At 61.6% G+C, this 20,181-nt stretch carries 16 protein-coding genes and 1 pseudogene; 4 read left to right on the top strand and 13 right to left on the bottom strand.

Going from position 1 to position 20,181, the window contains the following annotated elements:
• Positions 1–121: 121 nt before the first annotated feature.
• The gene (gene pilB, locus CQ393_RS07580; RefSeq protein ID WP_153190947.1) at positions 122–1,852 is read right to left on the bottom strand and encodes a type IV-A pilus assembly ATPase PilB; all 1,731 of its coding nucleotides are present in this window, start codon (positions 1,850–1,852) and stop codon (positions 122–124) included.
• A gap of 225 nt (positions 1,853–2,077) precedes the next feature.
• Between pilB and CQ393_RS07585 the strand changes: the two genes are divergently transcribed.
• Positions 2,078–2,776, top strand: a complete 699-nt coding sequence (locus tag CQ393_RS07585) for a hypothetical protein (protein WP_153190948.1) — start codon at positions 2,078–2,080, stop codon at positions 2,774–2,776.
• 21 nt (positions 2,777–2,797) lie between these two features.
• Here the strand turns inward: CQ393_RS07585 and galE are convergent, their stop codons facing one another.
• The 12 genes and pseudogenes from galE to CQ393_RS18395 form a co-directional block, all read right to left on the bottom strand.
• A complete protein-coding gene (galE, locus tag CQ393_RS07590; RefSeq protein WP_153190949.1) occupies positions 2,798–3,772 on the bottom strand; it encodes a UDP-glucose 4-epimerase GalE in 975 nt (324 codons plus the stop codon).
• Positions 3,772–5,685, bottom strand: a complete 1,914-nt coding sequence (locus CQ393_RS07595) for a hypothetical protein (RefSeq protein ID WP_153190950.1) — start codon at positions 5,683–5,685, stop codon at positions 3,772–3,774. The genes galE and CQ393_RS07595 overlap by 1 nt, the downstream gene beginning before the upstream one ends.
• Positions 5,682–7,601 (bottom strand): hypothetical protein, encoded by a 1,920-nt coding sequence (locus CQ393_RS07600; RefSeq protein ID WP_153190951.1) that lies wholly within the window; start codon positions 7,599–7,601, stop codon positions 5,682–5,684. The genes CQ393_RS07595 and CQ393_RS07600 overlap by 4 nt, the downstream gene beginning before the upstream one ends.
• A gap of 124 nt (positions 7,602–7,725) precedes the next feature.
• Complete coding sequence (locus tag CQ393_RS07605) at positions 7,726–9,273, bottom strand: GtrA family protein (RefSeq protein ID WP_194269610.1); 1,548 nt, start codon at positions 9,271–9,273, stop codon at positions 7,726–7,728.
• 19 nt (positions 9,274–9,292) lie between these two features.
• On the bottom strand, positions 9,293–10,135 hold the full coding sequence (locus CQ393_RS07610; protein WP_153190953.1) for a class I SAM-dependent methyltransferase: 843 nt from the start codon (positions 10,133–10,135) through the stop codon (positions 9,293–9,295).
• Entirely contained in the window at positions 10,132–11,220 is a 1,089-nt protein-coding gene (locus CQ393_RS07615; RefSeq protein WP_153190954.1) for a Gfo/Idh/MocA family oxidoreductase, read from the bottom strand. The genes CQ393_RS07610 and CQ393_RS07615 overlap by 4 nt, the downstream gene beginning before the upstream one ends.
• Positions 11,217–12,374, bottom strand: a complete 1,158-nt coding sequence (locus CQ393_RS07620) for a glycosyltransferase family 2 protein (protein ID WP_153190955.1) — start codon at positions 12,372–12,374, stop codon at positions 11,217–11,219. Before CQ393_RS07620 ends, CQ393_RS07615 begins: the two co-directional genes overlap by 4 nt.
• Positions 12,375–12,391: 17 nt before the next feature.
• Positions 12,392–14,077, bottom strand: a complete 1,686-nt coding sequence (locus CQ393_RS07625) for a hypothetical protein (protein WP_153190956.1) — start codon at positions 14,075–14,077, stop codon at positions 12,392–12,394.
• A complete protein-coding gene (locus CQ393_RS07630) occupies positions 14,077–15,645 on the bottom strand; it encodes an NAD(P)/FAD-dependent oxidoreductase (protein WP_343199814.1) in 1,569 nt (522 codons plus the stop codon). The genes CQ393_RS07625 and CQ393_RS07630 overlap by 1 nt, the downstream gene beginning before the upstream one ends.
• Positions 15,615–16,046: a GtrA family protein gene (locus tag CQ393_RS07635; protein WP_153190958.1), complete on the bottom strand. Its 432-nt coding sequence runs from the start codon at positions 16,044–16,046 to the stop codon at positions 15,615–15,617. The genes CQ393_RS07630 and CQ393_RS07635 overlap by 31 nt, the downstream gene beginning before the upstream one ends.
• Positions 16,047–16,354: 308 nt before the next feature.
• Positions 16,355–16,471 (bottom strand): annotated as a pseudogene (locus CQ393_RS18200) (prepilin-type N-terminal cleavage/methylation domain-containing protein); the annotation flags it as partial.
• Between the two features lie 123 nt (positions 16,472–16,594).
• Positions 16,595–16,957, bottom strand: coding sequence for a prepilin-type N-terminal cleavage/methylation domain-containing protein (locus CQ393_RS18395; RefSeq protein ID WP_153190960.1), 363 nt, complete (start codon positions 16,955–16,957; stop codon positions 16,595–16,597).
• A gap of 408 nt (positions 16,958–17,365) precedes the next feature.
• Here CQ393_RS18395 and CQ393_RS07650 point away from each other — a divergent pair, with 408 nt between their 5' ends.
• The 3 genes from CQ393_RS07650 to coaE are packed head-to-tail and all read left to right on the top strand — an operon-like array spanning position 17,366 to position 20,163.
• Complete coding sequence (locus CQ393_RS07650; RefSeq protein WP_153190961.1) at positions 17,366–18,625, top strand: type II secretion system F family protein; 1,260 nt, start codon at positions 17,366–17,368, stop codon at positions 18,623–18,625.
• 7 nt (positions 18,626–18,632) lie between these two features.
• Positions 18,633–19,496 carry an A24 family peptidase gene (locus tag CQ393_RS07655; protein WP_153190962.1) on the top strand — a complete coding sequence of 288 codons (864 nt, stop codon included), beginning with the start codon at positions 18,633–18,635 and terminating at the stop codon, positions 19,494–19,496.
• Positions 19,497–19,542: 46 nt separating this feature from the next.
• Entirely contained in the window at positions 19,543–20,163 is a 621-nt protein-coding gene (gene coaE / locus CQ393_RS07660; RefSeq protein ID WP_153190963.1) for a dephospho-CoA kinase, read from the top strand.
• Positions 20,164–20,181 lie beyond the last annotated feature (18 nt).

Below are 20,181 nucleotides of genomic sequence, written 5' to 3' on the forward strand. Positions count from 1 at the left end.
GTTCCGCGGCGCAGCCGTCGCCCGTCGGCGTGCCGGAAGATGCGCCAGCGCGCCGCACCGGCGCCTCCACGCACGCACAGTCAGTACGCCTGCCGCAACAGGCGTACGGTGCGGCGGCGACTCAGTCCTTGGTGACGCGGTTGATCTCGGTCAGGCTGGTGATGCCCTGCGCTGCCTTGAGCAGGGCCGACTGGCGCAGGTCGTTGACGCCGATCTTCTGCGCGGCCTCGGCGATGTCCAGCGCGTTGCCGCCCTGCAGCACGATCGTGGCGATCTCGTCGGTCATCGGCATCACCTGGTAGATGCCGGTACGCCCCTTGTAGCCTTCGGTGCACTCCTCGCAACCGACCGGTTCGTAGAGCTGGATGCCCTTGTCGATCTGCGCCTGGGTGAAGCCTTCGGCCAGCAGCGCGTTGGCCGGCAGCTCGGCGCGGCGCTTGCACTGGCCGCACAGCCGCCGCGCCAGGCGCTGGGCGATGACCAGGGTGACCGAGGAGGTGATGTTGTACGGGGCGATGCCCATGTTCATCAGGCGCGCGATGGTCTGCGGCGCGTCGTTGGTATGCAGCGTCGACAGCACCATGTGGCCGGTCTGCGCCGCCTTGATGGCAATCTCGGCCGTCTCCAGGTCACGGATTTCGCCGACCATGATCACGTCCGGGTCCTGGCGCAGGAACGAACGCAGCGCCGCGGCGAAGGTCATGCCGCGCTTGTTGTTCTGCTGCACCTGGTTCACGCCGGGCAGGCGGATTTCCACCGGGTCCTCGGCGGTGGAGATGTTGCGGGTCTCGTCGTTGAGGATGCCCAACGCGGTATACAGCGACACCGTCTTGCCCGAGCCGGTCGGGCCGGTCACCAGCACCATGCCGTAGGGCTTGTGGATGGCTTCCAGGAACAGCCGCTGCTGCTCGGGCTCGTAGCCGAGCTTGTCGATGCCGAGCTTGGCCGCGCTGCCGTCGAGGATGCGCAGCACGATCTTCTCGCCGAACAGCGTCGGCAGCGTGCTCACGCGGAAGTCGATCTGCTTGGTCTTGGACAGGTTGAGCTTGATGCGGCCGTCCTGCGGCACCCGCTTCTCGGCGATGTCCAGCTGCGACATCACCTTCAGGCGCGCGGCGATGCGCTCGCGCAGCTTCACCGGCGCCCTGGCCACGGTCTTGAGCAGGCCGTCGATGCGGAAGCGCACCCGGTAGTCGTCCTCGTAGGGCTCGAAGTGGATGTCCGAGGCGCCGCGGCGGATCGCGTCCACCAGCACCTTGTTGACGAACTTCACCACCGGCGTGTCGTCGCCCTTGGCGTCGATGCCGGCATCGCCACCGCCACTCATGTCCTCGTCGCCGGCGGCGACCTCCAGGTCGCCCATGCCCTCTTCGTCGTCGCCCAGGCCGCCGGCCAGGCTCTCGTTGCTCGCCACCCACTGGTCCAGCGTGCGCCGGATCTGGTCCTCGTCCACCAGGATCGGCTCGACCACCAGGTTGGTGTGGAACTTGATCTCGTCCAGCGACTGGGTCGGGTTGCTGGTGCCGATGAACAGCTTGCCGCCACGTTTGAACAGAGGCAGCACGTTGTGCTTGCGCAGCAGTTCCTCGCTCACCAGCTTCATCGCGTTCTGGCCGGCATCGAACACCGAGGCATCCAGCAGCGGCATGCCGAACTCGACGGCGTTGGCCGCCGCCAGCTGCGCGGCGTTGACCAGCTTCTTCTCGGCCAGCCACTGCGCCAGCGGCACCTTGGCCGTCCCCGCCTGCGCCATCGCGTTGCGCGCCGCCGCCTCGTCCAGCGCCCCGTCCTGCACCAGGCGGCGTGCGATCCCGGTGATGCCCACGAGATTGGCGGTGACGGCTGTATTCATGGTGTTCCCCGGCATGGACGACATCGGGCGATTGTACGGGCAAGCGGGACGGCAATAGGAACGACTCCGGGCCCGGCATTCCCGCGTGCGATGTCGGGCCGGTCGCTTCGCCCGGGAGCGGCCGACCGCCGGATCCGTGCCGGCAAGAGAGAGTGGGAACGCGGCATGCTGCCGCGACCGGCGCCATTGGGGCATGCTGCACGCCCCGATACCTCCGCCACGCCCATGACCCGCTGGAAAGCCGCCGCCCTGCATGCCCTGGCCAGCCTGGTGCTGGTCGCCGCGATCGCCGCCATCGTCCTGCCGCTATGGCACCCGTGGGGCCTGTACCGCATCACCGGCGTGCTGCCGCTGCTGGGCCTGCTGCTCGGCGCGCAGCTGATCGCCGGGCCGTTGCTGACCCTGGTGGTCTTCAGGCCCGGCAAGAAGAGCCTGCGCCTGGACCTGGCCGTGGTCTGCCTGCTGCAGTTGGTATTCCTCGGTTTCGGCCTGCACCTGCTGTGGCAGACGCGGCCGGTATTCGTGGTCGCCAGCGACATGCGCCTGGCCGTGGTCCTGGCCAACGAGGTGGAGCCTTCCGACCTGGCGCGGGCCAGCGCTCCCGGAGGGTCGCATCTGCCACACGGCGCGCCGCTGCTGGTCGGCCTGCGGCCGGGAACCGCGCGTACCGACCATGCCTCCGCGCTTGCCGCCTTCCTCGATACCGGCATGGACCAGGAACGGAACCCGGCGTGGTACGTGCCCTATGCCCAAGTCGTGCCGCGGCTGGCCTTCAACGCCGCGCCCAGCACCGCCGACGGCCACCCTGCCGCCACCCCGGCGGACGCGCCGTTCCGCAGCCTGCCGATCGTGGCCCGGCACGGCGCCGGACGCTTGGTGCTCGACGCCGGCAGCCTGCAACCGGTACGGGTCGTCACCTACTGACGGACGCCCGCGAGCGCCGGCTCACCAGGGCTGCGCGCGATGCCAGCGCCAGGCACTCTCGATGATGGCCTCCAGGTCGGTCCAGGTCGGCGACCAGCCCAGTTCCGCCTTCGCCCGCCGGCTTGACGCGACCAGCACCGCCGGATCGCCGGCCCGGCGCGGCGCCATCTCCCAGGGCACGGCGCGACCGGTGACGGCAGACGCGGCGGCGATGACCTCGCGTACGGAAAAACCGCGCCCGTTGCCGAGATTGAACGCGTGGGCGCCGGGATGGGCGCCCAAGTAATCCAACGCCAGCAGGTGCGCCTGCGCCAGATCCTCTACGTGCACGTAATCGCGGATGCAGGTGCCGTCCGGCGTGGGATAGTCGCCGCCGAAAACCTTCAGCGCGAGCCGGTCGCCCAGCACCGAACGCAGCACGTTGGGGATCAGATGGGTCTCGCAGGCGTGCGACTCGCCGATGCGCGCATCGGCCGTCGCGCCGGCCGCGTTGAAATAGCGCAGCGCCACCGAATCCAGCCCATAGGCCGTCGCCGCATCGGCCAGGATGCGCTCGACCATCAGCTTGCTGGCGCCGTACGGATTGATCGGCTGGGTGGGATGGTCCTCGTCGACCATGCCGGTGGCCGGCTGCCCGAACACCGACGCGCTAGAGGAAAACACCAGCCGCCGCACCTCGTGCCGGCGCATCGCCTCGAGCAGGTTGAGCGTGCCAACGACATTGGTCGCGTAATAGTCGTACGGCCGGGCCACCGACTCGGCGACCAGCGAACGCGCGCAGAAATGGAACACGGCATCGAAACGCTGCCCTGCGAACGCCTCCTCCAGCGACGGCGGGTGCAGCACGTCCGCCTCCACCAGCCGCCCCCACTGCACCGCCTGCGCGTGCCCGCTGGAGAGGTCGTCCAGCACCACCACCTCGTGGCCCTGCGCGGCCAGCAGGCGCGCCATGTGGCTGCCGATGTAGCCGGCGCCGCCGCAGACCAAGGTACGCATCAGTGTTTCTCCCCCTCTGGCTTCAGCGACAATTCTGCCAAGAGGTCAGTGCAGCGGAAAAGCTTGTAAGTAACCGCCGTTTCGCCAGTCACCGGATCGGCAATCGTCCACTTCCCGACGGCATGCTGAGGCTGGTCGTACTGGAGTACAAGGTAGTCCGGGCGCCTCTCGGATGTCGCCCCGCAGGCCCGCAGCAACGCGCCATCGCTGATATGGCAATGCTCGCGCTCCTCGAGCGGCAACGACCGATCCCTGCATCGCCGCCCTTCTTCGATAATCGGCAGAACCCTCCCGAGCCGATTGTTGGTATCGACCGCGGTTTCCCGATTGAACACCAAGCCTGCCAAATGCCCGGGACTGAAATAGCTGACCCTCCTCAGCACCAGCCAGGGGCCGATCAACGAATCATCGTCCCAGAAGATCTGAGCATCGGCGGGCAATGATGTTCCGAATATGCCGCTGCGAAATGCCGCCTGCTCGATGGCACGATTGATGGGAGGACGTGAATCCCAGCGCACCAAGCTCACTATCAACAACGGAAGCAGCACGATGCATATGATGCCGATGCGGGTTCGCGACGACAGCTTCGACCAATAGACAACCATCGTCGCGGCCAAAGCCAAGGCAAACATCGGGAACGCAAGAACACGACGATCTATCGCATAGAGATCCAACCGGTAGTGCGCCATCCGGAAGAAGATCCACTCGGACAGAACGAAATTCCCGAAAACCACCAGGATGCCAAGCACGAAGAGACCGCTAAGCAGGCGAAGGAAGGCTTCGGATGATCGACTGCGCAGCTTGGACCAACCCAGGTACAGCGCTATGGCTGCGCACGAACCCAGGCCAAACCCACTCGCGGCAAACACGACGATCAGACACAGCAACAACGCACGCGGCAAATCGCGAGCCATGGCGTCGCGCCACAGGAATGCGCCAACGGTCGCCATTGCCAGCCAATGCAACAACCACTGTACTCGCCACAACTGCAGCCCCGCCGGCAATGCAAGGTGCAGAACATCCACCAGCACGTAGCTGGAAGCGATTCCCACCACCCCTCCGCATAGCGCGGCCAAGCACCATTGTCCCCAGGTCCCGCGCAGTGACCGCCAGCCATAGAGTAGAACGCCAAGATCAAAAGCCAGCAGCGCATACTCGCCGGGTCTCCAGCGGCTAACGAACAATTGCGCCGTGAAGCGATGCAGACTCTCCATCCATGGGGGATCCATTCGGACGAAGAGTCCGCCAAATGGAGACACACCCAAAGCCGCGAGCACGCCTACCGGCGCGAGCATCCATAGCGCATGCAGCCAGCGCCTGTCACGCTGTATCAGCCACATCCAGATGATGATAGAAGCGGCGATGGTCTGCAGCGGGTGCAGCATGATGGCTACTGCAAGCACACCAAATCCGATCACCCAGCGCCGCAGGGACAGCAGCCCGATTGCCAACAGGCAAAGTGCTTCCGCAAGCGTTCGCGGGGTAAAAAACTGTTCGCTATAGGCAAACATGCCAGCGAAGCCATACGAGGAAGGAAGGGTCAATACGGCCAGCCATGACCAGAACCGCTGTCCGGCCGGCATTGTGGCGCGCAGGCAGCACCAACTGGCCATACCGAACAGAAGCAGACTCCCCAGCGTCCCCAGAAGGGAAATCAATGGCGGGGGGGCAACACCAAAAGCCAGCGCCAGCAAACGGGGGAAAAGGCTGAACTTTTCCTGGCTTCCATGAGAGAAAAATGGATCGACGGAATAGATTTCCGGCCAACGGTGCAGCAGCCCCTGCCCCATGTACAAAACGGCATCGTGATTGATGCCGGCATAGCGGCGGATGTGCAGGAGCAGCACCACCCCCAACAAGCCGCCCGCGACCACAGCGGGCCAGTTCCGCGATAGCTTAGAAGCGCCGCTCATTGCTTTGCCTCCATCGTGAAACTCAACTCCCGGCAAGAATACAGGCGGTAGTCGATCACGCTGCTCTGCGTGTAAGGGTCGCGCATTGTCCATACTCCGAGCGCACGAACCCCTTGATCAAACGGCAGGACGAGGTAGTCGGGCGGTCGAGTCCCGCCAGGCCGGCCGTGAGCATCCGCACATGCCAGATGGATCGATTCGGCGGTGGCACGACAATCACGACGACTCTCCATATCCATATCACCGACCAGACATTTCTGGATATCCGCCATCAATGGAGCCATGCGCTGCAGGCGGCGGCGCCCTTCGAGAGCGATTTCACGACTGAACACCTGCCCGGCGATCTGACTGGCACTGAAATAGTTCGACCGCTGCAGAATCAGCCAAGTCCCCAACGGAGAGTCGTCTCCCCAGTAGACCAGCGCATCATTGGGAACATCCACACCAAAGATGTGCGGCTTGCCTGCAGCGCCCTCGAACAGCCTATGGAACGGCAAACGCGCATCCCATCGCATCGCCGCCATGACCAAAACGGGGGGCAGCAGCAAAGTAGCCAGCAGCACCTGGTGCCTGCACTGCCATCGCCTCCACAGCTCGAACAGCAAGACCGGCAGGCCCCACCCCAGCATTGGGAAGGCCAGCAACCTATGGTCGAGCGGGTACATGTCCCAGCGGAAATGCGACCGGGAAAACCACTTGAGCTCGTTGGTGACATGGCTCACCAGCAGCAGCAGCAGCATCAATCCGAATAGCCAGCCGAGCAGAGCACCCAGCCTGGCGCGTTGCTCCGCGACCAGCCAGGGCCAGGCCAGATACAGCACAGCCAGCCCCACCCATCCCCACTCGCTCTCGCCCCAGCCCAACTGCACGACCAGCGCCAACAACATCGCCTGCGGAATGGCACGGGCGCCGAAGTGATCGAACATCAGCACAGCAAATGCGGCTACCGCGAACCAATGCGCCAGCCATTGAACACGCCACAGCTGCAGACCGGTGGGTAGCACCAGATGCAGCACATCCACCAATAGCAGGCTGGTGCCCACTCCCAGCAACAAGCCGAGCAGCGCCGCACGACACCAGCTGCCAAACGCATCCTGTCTTCGGCGCCATGCCAGTGCGAGAAGAAAACAGTCCAGCAACAGGAATTTGTAATCGTTGGTCTGCCAATGGGAAACAAATAGCTGTGTGCTGGATTGCATGCTCTCCAGCCACAATGAATCCGCCGGGCGCAGCAGACCATCGAATGGGCGAACATCGACCAGTGCCAGGACAAACACCGGCAGGACCAGCCACAGTGCGTTCAGCCACCGGCGGTCGCCGATCGCCATCCACAACCAGACAATGATCAAGGCTGCCAACGACTGCAGCGGATGCAACAAAGCCGCCAGCGCGAACACTGCCGCGGCCAGAAGAAAGCGCCGTCGCGCCAGTGCAGCGAGGCCGAACAAACACAATGCCTCGGCAAAAGGCCTGGGCGTAAGGAATGACTCGGCGTAGCTGAAAATGCTGACCACCCCATACTGCGCAGGCAGGCAGAGGACTCCGATCCAGGCCCAGTAGCGCTGTACCGGGGGCAATACCGACTTCAAAGCATGCCAACTAGCGATGGCAAAAATCAGCAACCCAAGCAATGCCGCCCACATGAACAGACCAGGGGCCGGCGCGATCCGCAGTGCCTGACCCAATACCCATGGGAACAGGGTGTAGTGCTCCTGTCCCCCTCCCAAAAAAAGCAGATCGTGATCAAGCACACCCGGCCAACGATGCTTCAGCCCTTGCGCCAGATACAGGATCGCATCGTGATTGATCCCGGGATAGCGATGCAGGCACAGAATCAGAAGCAGCCCCAGGCCAGCCCCCGCAATCGTGGCGTACAGCCGTTTCAGGCTATGGATTGACGCCGGAATCATCTCCATCCCGTTTTTCCTCCATGCTTCATGGAAGGCGAGAAAGTACCCGGCAGATTGCCCCACTGGCACCAACAGTGGGCCGGCAGGTGGCTCACGCACACCAGGAACGAGATCTTCGTCCAGGCAGAGGTCATTGCCTGTTCACACCCAGAATCATCTGAGTACCCAGTAGCGATGAGTAAAGCTCCCGATAGGATGCAGCGCAACGATCCCATGACCACTGCCTTGCCATGCGCGCTGCGGGCATCCGCGCTCGACGCAGATGCCCAGGGTCGTCAATCAGCTTAGTGAGTGCATGCTTCACCCTACGCTCTGGAGCTGGGCCGGATATATCGACCTCGAAGACACAAGCCGGATCCCGATCGGGGCAGGCAGCGGCCACTTCCGTACTCACCAGCACTGGCGTACCACAGGCCAATGCCTCTTGAACGACGAGCGGAAAACCCTCCCCTACGCTGGGCAGAACCAGCAAGTCCGCCTGTCGGTACAGAGCAGCCAACCGGTTGGCGGTGGCATGGCCTTCCAGCACCGTCGAGGAAGGGAGCTCTGGCCAGGATGCAGGATCAAGCGGCCCTCTGCCGGCGAATGTCCAGGATGAACCTGGCAGATCCAGCGAAGAGCGCAGGAGGTGGATACCTTTCTTCTCTACGAAGCGGCCCACGAACAGCAGTCGCACAGGGGGTTTGCGATCTGCCACACCCGGCAACGGATGGAAAATTCCATGATCCACACCATTGGCTATCAGTCGCGGTGGCACCCTGAAACGAACGAACCGGGAAAAATAGGCCTGCACTGGAGCAGCGATGAAAACGACCTGGTCGGCGCGGCCCAGCATCCACCGGCCGATCGTTGCGTTGGCCAATTCGACCATCTTGGCTACGGCAAAGCTCCGGATCGGCAACTCGCCGATATGCTGAGTCAACACAACCGGCTTCCCCTGCAGCCGGGCAAACAGCATCGCAGCCATACACGGAAGATAAAGGACATCATGCAGCTGTACGACCCTGGACTGTCGCATGGCTGCCCACAAACCCCACAAAGCCGATGGATACCAAATTGACAGAGGCAGTCCCATCCGCTTCTCGAACGGGCTCCAGTATTGCCCCGCAAACCGATCAACCCCTGCGATCCGGGACATCGCGGAACGACGGGAGCGGCTCCCTGCGCACCAGGCGACACTCACCCCGGCCTGTGCCCAGGCATCAGCCAGTCGCCCAGCGACGATCTCTATGCCGCCCCCCTGCTCGGCAAAGAACGCCGATACCTGCAGCACATCGTACTTGCATGCATGGTCGCGATCGGGCCGCCGAAACGAAAAGACAGCGTGCCCGAAGAAATTCACCATCGACAACATGACAATCACCAACGCGCTGGCCCATAGGTAATGCATGGACAGCACGTCAACCAGAACATACATGAGCAGCAGGTTACCTCCCAGGCTGGCGCCCATAACGAGGTAATAACGACCCAACTCACCGAATTCCACCTTCCGTGACAGACGGAAAGTAAAAACCCGGTTCAGGATATAACTCATAAAGTTCAGCAGAAAAAACGAAACCACGCACGCCACCAGATAATTCAATCCAGCAACGGACACCAGCAATGCAAGAAGAAGTACATTTACTAAAGCAAAAAGTCCGCCAACCAATGCAAACCGAAGAAAGGCCTGGATGCTCACCATTTGATATCGCACGCCATCAACGCCGGATTGCATCGACCAACAGGCAGGCGCGCTTGGCATCACCAGTCTGCGCGGACGGATCCGCGCCAAGCAACGCAACATGTGACAGATGGGCCGCCAATCGATCAATGATCCCGGTACCCGCGCGCCGCATCCGCAGCGAACGCTGGATCTCGATCGGACGCGTCCTTCCACCATGCAACCGGTAAAGCAACCCACCGGTCATGTTGGAAAGCACCTCCCAGCGCCTGGTCTGTCGGCGATCCAGGTACTCCACATGGGCAACCACGTCGAACCCATGACGATCCAGGCACTCCTTCCATTGCGCCAGGGACCAGTAACGTTCATGTGCGCATCGCCTATCGACTTCCCGGAGATACTCCTCGGACATCCTTCCCATGATGGGGCCGCCAAGGCATTCATGGAATGATGACGCAGGAACGGTAAATATGAACCGCCCCGAAGACCGAACAAGTCTGGCAACCTCCGCGACAACCGGCTCGATTCCGGGAATATGCTCAAGCACAGAATTTGAGAATGCGTAGTCAAACGAACCATCTTTTTCTGGAATGCTGTCTCCGCCACAGACGTGCACCGCCTCATAGAGACCCACGCGCTCGGCCAACGAGGCTTCTTCCGGATCCGGATCTATGCCCACCCAACTACGCCCGGCTTCGCTGCTGAGACCCTGCTCCAACACTTGGGTCAGTTTTCCGTCGCCGCACCCCAGATCGAGTCCCCGCCCTTCAGGCAAACCATGCTGCCGAACCGCGTCCAGCTCAACTGCTCTCCAGTAGTTGGTCGCCGGCTGGTACGGCGAACTCGCAACCAGGTCCGCATAGATCTGCTTCGCCCTCATGGCATGACTCCCGCATCATCCTGGCGATCCCATGCGGGGCGACAACGCTCCAGTATTTCCCATTGCATCTGCAACACTGAAAGTGCATCACCGCCCGACACGCCGCCAGCCTCCCCACCGGATTCGATCGCATCGGCAAACCGTTGGAACACGGTGGGATTTCCATACAACAGGCGACCGGCAAGGTGATGAGGACCGTTGACCAAGTGCTGCCACCAGTGGGAACAGGTGGATAGAAGGGACGTCCTCAACACTTCCCACGTATCATGCCCCCCATCATTGGGAAGGCGCATATAGATATTCCGGAAAACATCCAATATTCCGGCACAGCGCTCACCCAAGACTGCAACATGCCATTCGCTCAATGGTGATTCGAACCGGCAGCTGACGGTAACCGGAATGGTTCCGTGTGCCGCTTGCGCCCTGAAATTCGCATCTATTGAAGCAGGCGTGCGCAACCCCCGGGAACTAGCGCACGCATCAACGCTCTGCAGCGTCAACGCACCCGGCGACAATCTCTTGATCAGGTAGAGCAGATGAGGGCTTTCGTCATAGAAAAGCCCTCCTGGCAACTGGTCATACCAGACTGGCAGTCTTCTTCTTGGATTCCCCCACTGAGTCGCAACGATAGCCCTTACCGGACCGATGACGCCATTCTGCATGTCGCTTTCGAGCTTGCGGAACGCCGATGAGAACTGAAAATTGTGCACGATGGCCAGCACCCGCTTTTCCTGCGCAGCCTTCGCAATGACATCTCGCCCTTCTTCGACGCTCATCGCGAACGGCTTTTCAGTGATGACATGCTTTCCAGCCGCAAGCGCATCGCAGGCAAGTGCATGGTGCGACATGGGCGCCGTGGCTATATCAACCGCATCGGCATCGCGCATCCAGTCGATGCCACCAACGGCATCGGCCACTGCATGAGGAACACCCAGCTTGCGCCCCCATTCCGCGGCAAGCGCGCCATTACGATCAGCCACGCCGACGATCTGGAAGCGGGAGTCGCAACGGATCGACGGAATATGGCGATGTGTCGCGACCCATCCAAGGCCCACGATTCCTATACGGATTGGCTTTCTACTCATACGCCCTCCGATTCCCGAACCACCGCCGCCCCGACCGGTATACGCAAAGCTTCGAAGAAGAACCCTGCCATGACGATCTCTCCGGAAAGGGCGAGAATCGTTACGGAAGGGACAACCCAGCGCATTGTGGCCCTTGGATCGAGAGCGCCATAATCCACGCTCGCCCATAGCTGCAACGCATGCATTGACAGCGCAAGGCCGGCCAGGAACATCGCGCCACCCAACACCAGACAGCATTCCAAGGTGAGATGGGACGACCACCGCTGTTGCCTGGGAGTCGCCGGCAGCCATCCAGCCCGCACTCCCATCAACTTGGTGAACGCCGCCAACAGCAGCATCTGGAAGCCCAGAACGATGGCGGCACCAGCGTAGGCCATCGTATGGATGTCCAGCGAGATCCAGTGGAACGCGATTGCAAACATCGCCATGCATCCAACAAAGAACAACAACCCACCAGGCAGCAGGAACAGCCATCGAGGACTGTACAGGAGCAGAAACTTGAGATGCCGCCAGCCATCACGCCAGGTTCGCAGATGGGGAGGGCGCGAACGCCCATCGGGCGAGAGCGTGACGGGCACTTCGGCGATCCGGAACTTGCGCAGCCCGCTTTTGACCACCATTTCACTGGCGAACTCCATGCCTGGCGTGGACAGCCCCAGCTTCAGCATGGAATCGCGCCGGAAGCCACGCAGCCCGCAATGAAAGTCACCAATGGGTATGCGGTAGAACAGTCGCCCGAGGAAACTCAGGACTGGATTGCCAAGGTAGCGATGCAGGAAGGGCATTGCCCCTTCCGCGATCCCACCCTTGAAGCGGTTACCCATGACGAGATCATTGCCCTCACGCAACTTGGCAAGAATCCCCTCAAGTGCAGAAAAATCGTAGCTGTCATCTGCATCCCCCATGACCACATAGCGGCCTCGCGCAGCGGCGATCCCACCGATAAGCGCGGATCCATAGCCTCGCGCGTCAACGGGTATGACACGAGCACCCATGCCGAGCGCAATCTCCGGCGAGCCATCCATACTCCCGTTGTCCGCTATCAGTATCTCGCCCTCAACCCCCTCCCTGGCCAGAAACATCTGGGCCTTCTCAATGCAGATTGCAAGTGTCTCCGCCTCGTTCAGGCACGGCATGAGGATCGTCAATTCCATCGATGGCTGGCTCACTGTCATTCGAAAGACCCGGCATGGTGCGGCAACATCCAAACAGAACCGCGCTCATCAAAACTCACACGAACAGCATCGGGCGAGATCCCTCTTGCGAGCACAGCATCCGCTTCCGGATCAGACCCCAGCATCCGCACCATGCGTTCACTGTCGCCGGGGTAGTTGCGAACAAGATCAGCCGTATAGAGCTGCTGCCGGTTGGAAATGAAAACCAATGAGCGCCCCTGCGCTGGCACTGTCGGTTGTTGGGCAATAGACAGTGCGATGGTTTGCTGCGTCAGCAACATAAACACCGGCGTTGCCAGAAGGCCGGCCCCGAGTACAGCGGACGCGAATTGCGTACGAGCGCCATTGTCGGCTACGGCAAATACTCCTGCGGTGATGGCGACTACTGCCCATGCATGATGGATATAGCGATACCCCCAGCCATGGCCTTGATCATGAGGGAAGAAAAAGTAGAACGCGAAACTGAGCAACAGCCCGGCAAGCAAGACCCGCTGGATATCAGAGCGCTGCCTTGCAAGCAATGCCACCAAAACCAGGCCAGGCGCCATCCAGATCAGCGCTTTCCATAGAGAATAGGCTTGGACACGAAGCAGGTTCGCGTCGGGAATGGCAAACGTCTGTCGCAGCTTCTGGCTCCACAACTCCACGAAACCCGTGGCGTTCTCTGCAGGCACCGCGACATGCAACCCCATGACATCCATCAGCATGGGCCATCCCAGGCACAACACCAGGACCAATGGAAGATAGCCCAGAGCCAGCGGCAAAAGGCGGAGTCGACGACGCCCATCCATCAACAGCCAGATACCGACAGGCATGGCAAAAAGAGCGTGCGGCAGCGGATTGTGCATTACCAGCGCAATACTACCCACCATGCCCGCGAGCAGCGCTGCACGCCACCCCGGGCGCAACAGCAGCCAGAAGAAGAGCAGATTCAGCGTCAATACCCCAGGCATTGCGTAGAAAGAGAGGGCGTTGACTGTGTACTGTGGACAGGCCAATGCGGCCAGCATTGCCCATCCCCGCGCCCCCGGCTGACCACTCGCCTTGGAAGCAAGATCACCAATCAACCATAGGCCGATCGCCGCCAGCGCGGGATTGAGCAGCCATTCCCCACCAAGCTTTGCAAATGGCGCCATCAGCAACGGCAACCCTGGCCAATAGATAGAGGCTGCCTGCCCCGTCTCATGGTTGACCAGAATGAAGTACCCCTGAAAACCGGGTGGAACCATACGGTCCAGGAGTTCAGGCGGATAACTCGCAACCAGTTGGCCGCTGGCAAAAACCCTAGCCTGCAGCAACTGTACATATTCATCCATCGCCAGCGGGAAGCCCTGGTAGACAATGCGAGCCATCACGGCGAAGAGCACGAATACGACAAGGCTCGCCCTCCCTGGATGCAAAGACATCCATCCCGCCAGGTGCGCGACCCACTCGCGTATTGGCCGTATCAGCAACATCACCGCCAACGCAAGCAACATCGCCAACGATCCGATCAGATCGTTGTAGAACAGCAAGCGGTAGAAGATCAGATAGTCGAACTCACCCATTCCAGGCATGCGTCCGAAGTACATGACCAACGGCGCCGCCATGGCCAATGCCAACGTCAGCACCGACAGACCACCCAGCCGATGGCCGCGACCATCTGCTCCAGCATCCCGGGAATCCAAACCGGATGTGCTCATCAACTCTTCTCTTCGTGGTACTCATCGTCCACGTTGATCGCCCAGATCCTGGCCTTGTCCACTTCGCCAACCACGATCTGCCGTACGGCCTCACGGGCGGTGAGCATGGAGTGATCCTGATTGTTGTAGCGGTGCATGCCATTGCGACCTATCAGAAAGAGATTCGCCACCCGATCCAACGCCGCCTGCAACACACCGAAACGCGAAAACGCATCACCAAAGTAGCCCGGATAAGCCTTGGGCACACGCAATACCACCGCATCGTCGGGCGATGCTGCATCCACCAGACCAATTTGCACCATCTCCGCATGCGCCATCGCCTTCAACGACGCATCGTCCATCGACCACAGCGCATCGTCCTCCCTGCAAAAGAACTCCAATCCGAGCCAGAGTGCAGATGCGTCAGCCACCATGTAGGGGCTCCAGTTGTTGAAGACCTGTACACGACCGACATTCACCCCCGGCTCCTGGATGTATATCCAATTGTCGTCCAGTCTCCGCGTGACGGCAGTACGTGGGTAAAGCAGCCCCACAGTGATGAAATCCCGGTAGGACAGGTGCCTGGCGATGTCACTCACCTCGGCCGTCCATGCCCCGGCCGAGGCTTCCACCAAATCCTTGATTGGCATGGTTGACAACAAATGGCTGCAGGCCAAAGCATGGTTGGAACCGACAGCATCCTCATAGACCACGCCGCGCACCTGCTCGCCGGCAATCTGCACCTGTTTCACGCGGCTTTGCATCAGCAGCTTTCCGCCACGCGCGACAAAACGCTCGGCTGCCGTCTCCCACATCTGACCAGGCCCATACTTCGGATACAGGAAACTCTCGATGAGCGAGGTCTGCTCCGCTTTGCCGCCCGCACCGATCATCCTGCGCAACGCGTGGGTGATCGCCTTGAGGATCGAAAGACTCTTGATGCGCTGCGCACCCCATGCAGCGCTTATCTGGCTACATGGCACGCCCCAGACTTTCTCGGTGTATTCCTTGAAGAACTGTCGATAGAGCTTCCGCCCGAAGCGATTGACGAGGAAGTCCTCCAGCGAGACCTCGGGGTTGCGCGGATGCAACCGGGCCCACAGATAGCTCAGGCCAAAGGTGAATGTCTTCCATGGCCCGAGCTTGAGCAGGGTACCCAGGTCGAGCTTGAGCGGATAGTCGAAGAACTGCTTGTTGAAGTAGATGCGCGACAGCCTGCTGCGCACCAGCATCACTTCGTCGTCGGTCTCGCTGGCGGTCGCCGCGGGAAGGCCAGTGCTGGCGCCCTGGTAACGCAGTTCCCGCGCATCTTCGGGATCGGACGGAGCCGCCACCGGCATCAGCTTCTGCCACCAAGCCATCACCCAGTCAGATTTGGAAAAGAAACGATGTCCACCGATGTCGATACGGTTGCCGTGGTGCCGTACGGTGCGGGAAATACCACCAACCTGCGCATCTGCCTCGATGAGGGTGATGTCCGTTATGCCGGCGTCCTGCAGTTCGAGCGCGGCCGTCAAGCCAGCCGGGCCGGCACCTACAATGATGATTGAATGACTAGTCAAACCAAGTCCTCCCCGCGGGCGATACACGAGCGGGCGATGAACAGCAGCGATCGACGCGCGAGGTAGTTGAAAAGAAAAGACGCTGCGGCCGCAGCAAGCTTGACCAATTCGGGCATGATCCCCAGCCCGGCAGTACCGAGCCAAAGCACGAACTGCGTAACTCCCAGGCCGACGACGCCTATGCCGACAAACCCAAGAAACTCAGCCCATGGCGTATTTGCCAGCGCCCGCTCACTGAACACCCAGCGAATGCTCAGTATATAGGCAACTACGGCGCCGGCAACGAACCCCGCCGTTGCAGCCCAAGTCAGGCTCATGTGGAGAAGGCGCAGCGAAAGCGAAAGCACTGCGACATCCAACAGCAGTGCAAGAAGGGACGCCACGAAATAGCGCAGCAGAGTGGATCGGTACAAACCTGAAATGCGCATTAGAGCAAGGCCGTGCGGATGTCACCGCTACATCATCAAGAATTCGAAGAATGTCGTTCGCAGCCCGGCATTCGTGTCGCAACTTGTTCTCATGGCGTAATCGTGCAGTTCGCCGTATCCATGCTGCAGGTCGTAGGCTTGAGGCCAGGAGAACGAGGCGTACCGGTGATGCTCACCCCGATGGAACTGGCATCGTCGGCCGAGACACACGCCTTCTTTGGTGCCCCCGCCGGGGCGCTCCCGTTGTACAGTGACGCCAAGGCGAAGTTTGCATAGTTCTTCATTTCCGCCTGACAAGCCCCCTCCGCGGCCTTGATCCTGTAATTGTTGTAAGCAGGCAGTGCGATTGCCGCCAGAATCGCAATGATGGCAACCACGATCATCAACTCTACTAGAGTGAAGCCCTGATTCCTTCCAGCGTTCATACCCCCCCCGTTGAAAGCAAATTGCGATTAGGGACAAGCCCCATTACACAGAACCCCGGGAATCCCGGGGTTCTGTGCATACTCCATCGTGCCTTGCGATGAGGCTAGCCAGACATGATCGCCTTACGGCGCGCCAGCGCCCGGCTTGCCGCAGGTGGCCGAGTCCGCCAGACAGATGGTGGCATTGGAACCAGGGTCGCGCGGCGAGAACGTGATCTGAGCACCAGAGGTGACGTTGGCCGAGGTGATCGCCGCAGTCGGAGCGGAGCAAGCCTTCGCCTTCGGCTCCGGAATCGACGACATGTCGCCCTGAATTGCGGCAACGGCCGAATTCATGTAAGCCTTGGCTTCAGCATTGCAGGCACCATCCGCGCCACGAATGCGGTAGTTGTTGTAGGCCGGCAGCGCGATGGCAGCCAGAATGGCGATGATCGCAACCACGATCATCAGTTCGATCAGGGTAAAGCCCTTCTGCAGCTTCTTCATTGGTACATCCCCTAGAGGTTTGGAGTGTGAGCTCGGAAGGGCCGTCGCCCGTCCGGGTATGGGTTTTACAGCAGGATGTGTGCCAAATGCCAGTCACCTACGGTAAGTCCCCGCGGCTATGATCGGCAGAGCGCGCATAAAAGGAAAGGACCGCTTGCTGAATCTGCGATCCATCCAGCAGGGTGACGCAGGACGTCACATTGCGCCCATTCAACAAGTCTGTGACCAGCCTTCCTCCCTATCCCGCCTCGCCTTTAAATGGTCGCCAGCGCTCTGATGAAACAGCAAGGCCACCAAGGAGCGTGACGACGGGCACGCTTGCCGATTGGCAAGGTGCCGTCCTTGAAGGGACCGGCTAACATGCGGATGTTGTCCGGCCCGGGGAGTGGCCGGAAGGGGAGAAGATCGATGTCCGCTACCCGTAGCGCAGTGAACAAAGAGCCCGTTGCACGTGGCACCAGCCAGATGCAACCGTTTGTCTGGGAGGGCACAGACAAACGCGGAGTGAAGATGAAGGGCGAGCAGGATGCTCGCAATGCCAACCTGCTGCGCGCCGAGCTGCGCAAGCTGGGCATCACCCCCATCGTGGTCAAACCCAAGCCGAAGCCGTTGTTCGGCGCGGCCGGCAAGTCGATCAAGCCCAAGGACATCGCCTTCTTCAGCCGCCAGATGGCGACGATGATGAAGTCCGGGGTACCCATCGTGAGCGCACTGGAGATCATCGGCAGCGGTCACAAGAACCCCCGCATGGCCAAGCTGGTTGGGCAGATCCGTTCCGATCTGGAAGGCGGCTCATCGCTGTATGAGGCAATCAGCAGGCATCCGGTGCAGTTCGACGAGCTGTACCGCAACTTGGTGCGCGCCGGCGAGGGAGCAGGTGTGCTAGAAACCGTGCTTGAGACCATCGCCAACTACCAGGAAAACCTGGAGACGCTCAAAGGCAAGATCAAGAAAGCTCTCTTCTATCCAGCCATGGTCATTGCCGTGGCCATCCTGGTCAGCGCGGTCCTGCTAGTCTGGGTCGTACCGCAGTTCGAGGATATCTTCAAGAGCTTCGGTACCGACCTGCCTGTTTTCACCCAGATGATCGTGGCAGCTTCGCGCTTTATGGTCGGATGGTGGTGGCTGCTGCTGCTCTTGGCCATTGGCGTGATCGGCGGCTGTGCGTTCGCTTACAAACGCTCGCCGCAGATGCAATATACGCTGGACAGAGTGATCCTAAAGGTGCCGGTCATCGGCCAGATCATGCACAACAGCTCCATCGCACGCTTCGCCCGGACCACGGCGGTGACCTTCAAGGCCGGCGTTCCGCTGGTGGAGGCCTTGGGCATTGTTGCCGGTGCCACCGGCAACAAGACCTACGAGGATGCGGTCTTCCGCATGCGCGACGACGTTTCGGTCGGCTATCCAGTGAACATGGCCATGAAGCAGGTAAACCTGTTCCCGCACATGGTGGTGCAGATGACCGCCATCGGCGAAGAGGCCGGCGCGCTGGATACCATGCTGTTCAAGGTGGCCGAGTACTTCGAGCAGGAAGTGAACAACGCCGTCGATGCCTTGAGCAGTCTGATCGAACCGATGATCATGGTGTTCATCGGCGTGGTCGTCGGCGGCATGGTCGTCGGCATGTACCTGCCCATCTTCAAGTTGGCATCCGCGGTTGGATAATTGACCCATGGCATTTCTCGACCAGCATCCCGGCATCGGCTACCCCGCTGCCGCCGGACTGGGGTTGCTGATCGGCAGCTTCCTGAACGTGGTGATCCTGCGCCTGCCCCGGCGCATGGAGTGGCAATGGAAGCGGGATGCGCGCGAGATCCTGGACGAACCGGACATCTACGAGCCGCCGCCGCCCGGCATCGTGGTCGAACCCTCGCATTGCCCGCACTGCAGGCACAAGCTGAGCTGGTACGAGAACATCCCGCTGTTCAGCTGGCTGGTCCAGCGTGGGCGCTGCCGCCATTGCCAGGCGCCGATTTCCATCCAGTACCCGCTGGTGGAGCTGCTGACCGCGGTGCTGGTGCTGGCCAGCGTGTGGCAGTTCGGCTTCGGCTGGCAGGGCTTCGGCGCGATCGTGCTGACCTGTTTCCTGATCGCGCTGTCGGGCATCGACCTGCGCACCCAGCTGCTGCCCGACCAGTTGACCCTGCCCCTGCTGTGGCTGGGCTTGATCGGCAGCATGGACAATCTCTACATGCCCGCCAAGCCGGCATTGATAGGCGCGGCGGTGGGCTACCTGTCGCTGTGGACCGTGTGGTGGCTGTTCAAGCAGCTCACCGGCAAGGAAGGCATGGGCCACGGCGACTTCAAGCTGCTGGCGGCGCTCGGCGCCTGGTGCGGGCTGAAGGGCATCCTGCCGATCATCCTGCTGTCCTCGCTGGTGGGCGCTATCATCGGTTCGATCTGGCTGTACTCCCGTGGCCGCGACCGCGCCACGCCCATCCCGTTCGGCCCCTACCTGGCCGTGGCCGGCTGGCTGGTCTTCATGTGGGGCGACCCGATGATCACGGCTTATCGCCAGTGGGCTGGCTTGGCGTGAAAATGATGGCGTCCCTGAAGCGCTCTATGGGCACGAAGTACCGTCCATGAGCGGCTTCATCGTCGGTCTTACCGGCGGCATCGCCTCGGGCAAGAGCGAGGTCACCCGCCGCTTCGAGGCACTGGGCATCACCGTGGCCGACGCGGATGTCGCGGCACGCGAGGTGGTGGCGCCGGGCAGCCCCGCGCTGGAACGGATAAGCGTACGCTTCGGCAGCGCGATGCTACTGGTCGACGGCTCTCTCGACCGGGCGCGGCTGCGGGCTCATGTCTTCGGCAACGACGAGGAGCGCAGGGCGCTGGAGGCCATCACCCATCCGGCGATCCGTGCGCGGGTGCGGCACATCTGCGAAACGGCCGGCAGCCCGTATGCCGTCGCCGCGATTCCCCTGCTGGCCGAAGCCGGCGGACGCGCAACCTATCCCTGGCTGGACCGGATCGTGGTGGTCGATGCGCCCGAATCGGTGCGCCATGCCCGTCTGCTCCAGCGCGACGCGATCGATACCGCCTTGGCGACGCGCATGATCCAGGCGCAGGCCAGCCGGGAACAGCGGCTGGCGCTGGCCGACGACGTGATCGTCAATGATGGGCAGCCGGAGCATCTGCAACCGCAGGTCGAAGCGCTGGATCGCCTGTATCGGCGGCTGGCTGCGGCGCGCGCATCTTGACGGTGACGGCAAGACACC

The sequence above is a fragment of the Stenotrophomonas sp. MYb238 genome (assembly GCF_009496535.1).
GTDB lineage: Bacteria > Pseudomonadota > Gammaproteobacteria > Xanthomonadales > Xanthomonadaceae > Stenotrophomonas.